General features: G+C 24.8%; 2 protein-coding genes and 1 pseudogene. All 3 read right to left on the bottom strand.

All coding sequences use genetic code 11. The annotated features are described in order from the left end of the window. Positions 1-1,429 (bottom strand): hypothetical protein (locus tag L8W57_RS07750; protein ID WP_263662315.1); only part of this gene is annotated, 1,429 nt, incomplete at its 3' end. Positions 1,430-1,460: 31 nt separating this feature from the next. Then, positions 1,461-3,899: a CDP-glycerol glycerophosphotransferase family protein gene (locus L8W57_RS07755; protein WP_263662316.1), complete on the bottom strand. Its 2,439-nt coding sequence runs from the start codon at positions 3,897-3,899 to the stop codon at positions 1,461-1,463. A gap of 2 nt (positions 3,900-3,901) precedes the next feature. Then, positions 3,902-4,768, bottom strand: a pseudogene (locus tag L8W57_RS07760) (glycosyltransferase family 2 protein); the annotation flags it as partial.

Genomic DNA, 4,768 nt, shown 5'->3' on the forward strand with positions numbered 1-4,768 from the left:
TTACTTCTAAATCTTTATTTTGAAACATTTTATTAAATTTTACACAGATAGCCTCATATAAAAATATCGACTCCATAGGAATTATTATATTAATATCTTGACTAATTTCATACTGTCTTTTAAGCAATTCTACATCAATTTCTTTAATATATTCCATTTTAACTTTTTTAACATCAAATATGATATCAACAAGCTTATTGAATACATGTTCCCAAGACATATGATAGGAGTTATCTCCTAATGAAGATTTTAATATATGTTTATTATCAATAACTACACCAAATTTCTCTCCGTTAGTTTGAGGAGCAATAAAATTAACACCTGGTTTTTTGCAAAATTGAAAAGGAACCATACCGGTAGTATTGCCTTCTGATATACAAATATCAACATTATTGCAATAACTAATTTTTGTTCTATAATCTTTAGAATCCAACGATATTAATTCACAATAAAAATTATTAGTTTGAATCTCTTTAATTTTATTTTTAATTTTTTCAAAAAGCTCAGAAGATGATGAATAAATTCCTAAATCCTGTTGCTCTAATGTAATCTTTGAATCATATGAAGTAATGCCATTAAAATAAATTTTAATCTTTTTGAAATACTTAGATAATTCTGTAATTATATTTTTTACTCCGTCTTCTTGTTCTATCCAAGTCCTATAAGCACTCAATCCAAGCCAAATAATTAAATCAAATTCATTTGCATTATCTGCAATTTTAACAGTTCTTAAAGATTCTTGGTATATTAAGTGTTCAGCTTCTCTTCTATGTTGTGCTTCAATTCCCATTGGATATAAATAAACAATATCTTTTTTATGTAATTGTGGATTTGTGTTTGGAATATATTTTTCGGACAGAAAAAAACATTGACGAGATTCTATTGGAAATTTTTTATCAATTATATTTTTTTTGTCCATTTGAATAAAAAACTGATATAAAAAATAAGTAAAATGTTGTGGTGCAATCATGGCCATAGTAAAACCTATAGATTTCTCAGAATATACTAACTCATCAGGATTGATATCTTTAAAAATATGTACACCATGGCAAGGCCATGGACTTGCTATATTTATAACATAGCCAGGAACAATTGCATAATCAATTAAGCAAGTAGCTTGAGTAAAAATCCATGGATATTCATTATCTTTGTCCACCATAAACACATAATTAGCTGCTCTACCATTAAAAATATTATAAACTGCCCTTGTTTTGATATTTGGATATAATGGATGTTCAAGTTCAAATTTTTTACTATTAATTTTTTTCCTCCAAACTTCTATAATTGAATCTGTGTCTTTTTGTTTTATTTTTTCTTGAATAAAAGAAATTTCACCTTTATATAATTCTCCATCATATTTAATTCTTTTAAAACTAGACATATTATTTAATTCAACTAAAAAAGTTTTTAAACCATTATCAATATTCATTAAAATTCCTCAATAACTCAAATATAAAAAACTATCGATACTCTAGTATGCATTTATAAATTCTCTCACAACATTTGCCATCTCTAAATTTAAAAGTAGAATTAATATTATTTAAATATTTATCTGCAATACTACAATTATTTCTTAAAATCTCTTCGAGATTTTCAAATAATTTTACTTCATTAAAAACAACAGGACCAAAACCATCTCTTTCATAATCAAAGTAACCTTTTTGCAAAGTATGAGAGCTAAAAAAATCCTCTTTATCAAATTGATAATATATTATAGGTTTTTTTAAATAAGCCATTTCAAAAGCCACACTAGAATAATCAGTTATCATTAACGATGAATTACAAAATAATTTCTGCAAACTTTCATTTTTATCTGCAACTTTAATATAATCAGGGATATTAAATTTTTCTAAATAAGGGATAATAAATGGATGTGGATTAAAAACAACATCATATAAATACTCATTATGTATTTGTTTTAGTTTGCTATTATTTAGCAAAGAATTATATTTTAAAAAATATTCACTTTGTAAAAATAATTTTTGAATAGACTCTTCATCAAGATGGGCTAATTTTTTTCTCCATGTTGGCATTATAAGAATTTGTCTAGTATTGGTCTTATTGTTTTTTAATAAACTGTCATGTCTAGCAAATCCAGTTAAAACTACTTCTTTTTTGCTAAATTTATAACGATTATAATCGCTTGCAATAGAATCATATTCTGCTTGTGTAGAAGTTATAAACAAGCCTATTTTTTTAGAATTAAGCCATCCTGAAAGATCATTCAATGTCACTCCATGTTGTAAAAAAATAAATTGGGAACCATATTGAACATACCTGGTTAAATAATGATCGCAATGAGAACTAATAATTTTTGATGATTTTTTTATAATTCTTTCAAACTCACTACTTCCAAATTCAACTAAATTAAATTTTTCTGCCTTTAATCTATTCCAATCTTTAGAATCTCTTTTCAATGCAAAGACGATTTTTCGTTCAGGATGATTTTGCATAATATATCTATAAAAATGCTCCGCATTATCATCTGCTTCATAATCCCTATCCATCAAAAGCCAAATGCCACTATCTTGTAACAATGAATGAAAATAATTTAAGATGCTCTCAATTTTCAAATTTGAAAACTGTCTGTTTAAAAAAGTAATTTTTGTATAGTCACCATTTACAAACAATTCTAGTTTATCTTTCGATTCTTTAGGTATAGAAATCCAAAAACTTTTTTGATAGCAAAAAACTCTACCCAAAAAATCATGTTTTGTGATTTTTTTATACTCCGCTTGAACTTCTTTACCATCAATTCTAATACTTTCTATGTCTTCGTTATTTCCTGTATAGTATGTAAGTAATATTTGTTTTTTATAAGGATCATAATCCTCTATATATGCTATTTGTATAGAGGGCTGTTCTCCTTTGAAACAATTCAACATACCTATTTTATGAAAAAACCAACATCCTGCGAAATTAAATTTTAAGATTGTATTATGATGAATATGAGCAAAATTTTCGTCCAATAAATTCAAATATTCTTTTTTTTCATCATCACTTAATATAGAAGCTCTTTCTGGATGATTGATAAAATATTTAATTTGCCATATAAGATGATACAAACAATTAAATTCTACAAAAGATTCACAAAATTTGTTCTCTTTTAATAGCTCTAATGTCCCTATATTAGTACTAATAAGAAGATAATCTTTATTAAAAGAATTATCTATTGTCGAACTTCCATCTTCTCTTTTTCTATAAAAATATATCGCTTGCGGTAAAAAAGCACTCTTGCAATTAATATTTTGAAGTAAATACTGACTTAGAAATTTTCCATCTTCAAAACTTGGTTTTAATTTTTCATCAAATAGTATGCTGCAATTTTCTAATCTAAAGAACGAAGAAGCCACATGCAAATGAATATTTTCATTTAAATCAAAATTATCAATAATTCTAGATCCTTTTTTAAATTTGAAACTTAAAGGATGATCATCTTTATATATTTTTTGATTTTCATAATATAAAACAACATTACAACCCACCATATGAATATTTTCCTGAATATGATTGGTTAAAAATCTATCCACTTCATAAAAATAACCTCTATCGAAAAAATCATCCGAATCTGCAAAGGTTACCCAAACTGGTTTTGAATAGGATTTCTCTTTTATATATTTCAATCCTAAATTTCTAGCACTAGATTGTCCTCCATTTTCTTTATAAAAATAAATAATATTTTCTGGATATTTTTTTTGATATTCTTTTATAATTCTTGCAGAATTATCAAGAGATCCATCATCAACAAAAATTAAAGTGATATTTTTTTTAAAGTCAAGCCTTTGATTTATAGCAGATCTAATAAAACTATCTATATATTTTTCAACATTGTATACAGCAGAAACTACAATATAATGATATGGTGTTTTAAATTTTTTAAAAGATTTTTTTTTATTCATAATCAATACATCCTTTTTTTAACATTATTTAGTTGCTCTTTTAATTTCAGTGCTTTCTGATAATCTCTGTAATACTCTAAAGGATATCTTTTTAAAGAAATGTTTTTTGTAGTCTTTAAGCGATATAAATATATATTTAATTGATGATTTAACACTATTTTTATAATCAAGAATCCAAAAAAATATTTTTTCAATTTTTTTTTATTTTTAATTTTTTTTACAAGTTTATACGAAAGATATTCTTTCACTCTATCAACTGCTCCTAAGGGTTGATTTTGTATATATATTTTTAAATTTTTAGTGTATTTTTTTAAACATAATGGATCTTTATCAAACTTTTTTAAAGTCAAAGCTTTATTGCAAACCACTGGTAAAAAATGTGTTTTTATATCTTCACTCAAATAGTGATTAGAATCAATAAATTTTATAAAATTTAATGCAATTTGCATCCAGCTTGCACTTTCATAATATAGCCTAGTCGTATTTGAATTCTCAAAAACATCTATTTTTTTAAGATGCGAACTGGGGTGTATTACCCATTTTTTATTAGTAAAATTCATAGAGCTTAATTCTCTTAAACGATAAACATATATTTGCTTTGGAAATATATAAATATTTTTACTTAATGCAAATAATAACACTCCAAAATGGCAATCTTCTGCAAAAATTCCATTAATAAATTGTAATTTTATATTTTTAAAAAAATCAAAATTAATCATACCTTGCCAAGCAAACCAAAAATAAAAAAGTTTTCTTTCTCTAGCTTTCTCTAGCCATTCTTTAGGCGTGATGATAATCTCATTTTTATAATCAAAATAAGTCATTTGGCTAATATGTTTTCTTTTGACTTTATCATATAAAGGCCTATA

Source organism: Campylobacter sp. IFREMER_LSEM_CL1890 (assembly GCF_025772045.1).
Lineage (GTDB): Bacteria > Campylobacterota > Campylobacteria > Campylobacterales > Campylobacteraceae > Campylobacter_D > Campylobacter_D lari_D.